Source organism: Paenibacillus tyrphae (assembly GCF_027925525.1).
GTDB lineage: Bacteria > Bacillota > Bacilli > Paenibacillales > NBRC-103111 > Paenibacillus_G > Paenibacillus_G tyrfis_B.
This window is the reverse complement of the sequence record NZ_BSDJ01000067.1, coordinates 1-3292: the sequence shown is the minus strand read 5'-3', so window position 1 is coordinate 3292 and position 3292 is coordinate 1. Positions and strand designations below refer to the sequence as shown.

Below are 3292 nucleotides of genomic sequence, written 5' to 3'. Positions count from 1 at the left end.
ATTGCAAAGCAATGCTGTCCACGTCCTTGAGCCAAGGCCATTCCTTTTTCAACGCTGGCAGCCCAGTTGCACAGGTCTGGTAAGACAAGCCTCTACCTGTTTCTTGGAAGGTGGCGTTCCACCTCGCAAGGAAGTGGTTAAAGACAAAGCGAGCGCATCCAAACATCTGATGGATCAGCGTCGTTTGCTCCTCCGTAGGGTAGATGCGAAAGCGGAAAGCTTTATGATGCAACATGTTAGCACTTACCTCTTTTGGTGATTTTATGACAATTATAGTACATATGTTCTCGTTCGTACACAAGTGATGCTGATTTATCTTATTGAAGAGGGAGTCTTCTCAGCCTTAACGATAAAAAATACTTTCTGCAGAGCAGCGCCTATGCTGGGGGAGTACAGGCCGATCCCCGCAAGCAGAATCGCGCAAAGAATAACCGCGTTCCCTACGATCATCCCCTTTTTCCGCAGCGTCATGCTCCCCCTGGCTGAAGGCTGGCTTTTCCCGACGGATTGCTTGTGAAGCTCCCACAGCTCCTCAAACGTAAAGGAGGGCCCTAGCTGCTTCAAACGGCTTTGCACGGCCTCCGACGATTCCGTGGACCAATCCCTTCTTATCGGTCTGCAAAGTCATTTAAGCCCCTCCTTGATCGACGTCAGTTGATAGCTCTCCGCATCGTCGTTCCTTAGCCGCTCAAGCGCCGCATGCAGCCTTGACTTGCATGTTCCAGACGAATGTTCAACAGGGAAGCGGTCTCCTGCAAAGACAACCCGACATAGTAAACCAAAATGAGGACCTCTCTTCTTTTCGGAGACAAGCGGTTCACCACCTGCCATAGTTCATGCTCACTTTCGCTTTTTAGGATCAGATCCTCTACGGAATCCGTCCCGGCTTCAACTGGCATTTGACCGAAAAAGGTAAGCCACCGCTGCTTGCGAAGCGTGTTACGCACCATATTTAACGTAATCCGGTACAACCACGGTCGCAAAGGCTTGGCGGGATCGTATAAATGAAATTTCCGGTAAGCGCGTAAAAAGGTTTCCTGCGTAATGTCGTCGGCCAGCATGGCAGACTTGGTCATCATGAGAGCAATCCCGTAAACGTAGGGAGAGTGTTCTTCAAACAAAGCCCGCGATTGCTCTTCCGAGATCAAATATTCCTTCAATGAACGATCCTCCGGTTCCCGTATTCACAGTAAATACGCTTTGAAAACGGAAATAGTTCGATTCAACGCAGATGTAACTTTTTTGTTACAAAATCCGCCTCTTTTCGCTATAAGATGAAGTCCTACGAGCTAACGAAAGAGGGAAAAATGATGCCATCACCGATCGAAGGAAAAAGCCGGTACATGCCCGGAATCGACGGCCTGCGGGCTCTGGCCGTACTAGCCGTCATCGCTTATCACCTTCACCCCGGGTGGGTACCCGGCGGGCTGCTCGGTGTCGGGATATTTTTCGTCCTGTCCGGTTATCTGATTACGGATTTATTAATCGCCGAATGGCAGAGAGAAGGACGGCTGAATCTGAAAAGCTTCTGGCTGCGGCGCTTTCGGCGGCTGCTTCCGGCCATGCTGGTCCTGCTCTCGGCGGTTGCGGCGTGGATATGGCTGGTCGACCGCTCCCGGCTGCCTGCGCTTCAGGGAGACTTCCTGGCGGCGCTCACCTATGTCAGCAACTGGTGGCTGGTGTACCGCGAGGTGTCTTATTTCGAAAGTTTCGGCCCCCCTTCCCCGCTCGGCCATTTCTGGTCGCTTGCGGTGGAGGAGCAATTTTATTTGCTGTGGCCCTTGCTGTTGGCGCTTGGCCTGCGCTTGCAGCCCCGGCGGGGCTGGCTTGCCGGAGCCATGCTGCTCGGCACAGCCGCTTCGGCGGCCGCCATGGCGCTGCTTTACGAGCCCGGCGCCGATCCGAGCCGGATTTATTACGGAACCGACACCAGAGCCTTCGGCCTGCTGATCGGAGCCGCGCTCGCAGTTGTCTGGCCGAGCGGAAAGCTCTCCTCCGGCACATCCGTCCGCATCAGGCGGATCGTGGATTGGGCCGGGACGGCTGGTCTGTTCGCCGTTCTGCTGATGATCGTCCGAAGCGGCCAGTACGATGCCTTCTTATATCAAGGCGGATTCGTGCTGTTGTCTCTGGCATCGGCAGTCACGGTAGCGGCGCTTGCCCACCCGTCCGGCCAGCTCGGACGCATCCTGGGCTGCCGTCCGCTGCGCTGGCTCGGCGTACGCTCGTACGGCATTTATTTGTGGCACTATCCCGTTATCGTCCTGACTAGTCCGGCAAGCGGCAGCGATGGAATCAGCCTGTTGCGCGCCGCCCTGCAGCTGACCGCTACCATCGGACTTGCGGCTTTATCTTGGAAATTCGTTGAGGAGCCTATTCGTCGGGGAGGTATGAAAGCTTGGGGAACGCAACTGCTCGGCTGGTACCGGAAACGGCTCCCGCAGCAGGGCATGCGCTGGGTCGTGTCGGGGCTGCTCATTTTGTTCATCTCTGCTTCCTGCCTGGGAGAGAGCCCACAGCCCCCCACCGTTACCAATGCCTTGGCCGAGGGGAGTGAAGGGATCGCTGCACCGGTGCCAGCGCCGACACCAGCACCCCAGCCGGATCAAGGAAACGGGACGGGCACGGTGACGGAAGCATCGGGTCCGAAAACGGATGAAGCCGCCGAAGTCGTCGCTGAAACCGCCCCTCCCGTCGCCATGGAAGCCGCTCCTGAAGAAGAAGCGGGGGCAGGGATTACGGCGATCGGCGATTCGGTTCTGCTCGGCACCGCTGCGCAGTTGGAGAAGCAATTGCCCGGTATCGTCATCGACGGCAAGGTCGGAAGACAATTGGCCCAGGCGCAGGAGGTCGCCGACCGTCTCCGGTCGAAAGGAAAGCTCGGCTCCCGGATCATCATCGAGCTGGGCACGAACGGTGCGTTCTCCAAGAAGCAGTTGGAATCGCTGCTGCACTCCCTCGCCGATGCGGAGCAGATCGTGCTGGTGAATTCACGCGTTCCTCGTCCATGGGAAGGAACGGTGAACGACATGCTGAAGGAAGCCTCCGGCCGCTTCGCCAATACGACGCTTGTGGATTGGCATGCCGCAAGCGCAGGCAAGGCTTCCTTCTTCGCTGCCGACGGCGTCCACTTGAACGCCGCAGGCGCCGAATATTACGCGTCGCTTCTGGCAAAGGCGGTACGGGAGCCTCAAGGACCCAAGTGACGTACCGAGACAGAGGCTCGACGGGCAGCAGCCGGCGTATTTTCCGTAAACAAACTAAGAAAACCACCGTTCAGGTGAAGTCAACC

The 3292-nt window shown here is 56.7% G+C and carries 4 protein-coding genes; 1 reads left to right on the top strand and 3 read right to left on the bottom strand.

Features of this window, described 5'->3' with window-relative positions; genetic code table 11:
* The 3 genes from QMG93_RS34845 to QMG93_RS34835 all read right to left on the bottom strand — a co-directional run.
* A partial coding sequence (locus tag QMG93_RS34845; RefSeq protein WP_281944491.1) for a helix-turn-helix domain-containing protein occupies positions 1 to 235 on the bottom strand: 235 nt, incomplete at its 3' end.
* Positions 236 to 312: 77 nt separating this feature from the next.
* Positions 313 to 564: a hypothetical protein gene (locus QMG93_RS34840; protein ID WP_281944490.1), complete on the bottom strand. Its 252-nt coding sequence runs from the start codon at positions 562 to 564 to the stop codon at positions 313 to 315.
* A 116-nt stretch (positions 565 to 680) separates the two neighbouring features.
* Positions 681 to 1160: an RNA polymerase sigma factor gene (locus tag QMG93_RS34835; RefSeq protein WP_281944489.1), complete on the bottom strand. Its 480-nt coding sequence runs from the start codon at positions 1158 to 1160 to the stop codon at positions 681 to 683.
* A 147-nt stretch (positions 1161 to 1307) separates the two neighbouring features.
* Between QMG93_RS34835 and QMG93_RS34830 the strand changes: the two genes are divergently transcribed.
* The gene (locus tag QMG93_RS34830) at positions 1308 to 3206 is read left to right on the top strand and encodes an acyltransferase family protein (protein ID WP_309299724.1); all 1899 of its coding nucleotides are present in this window, start codon (positions 1308 to 1310) and stop codon (positions 3204 to 3206) included.
* Positions 3207 to 3292 lie beyond the last annotated feature (86 nt).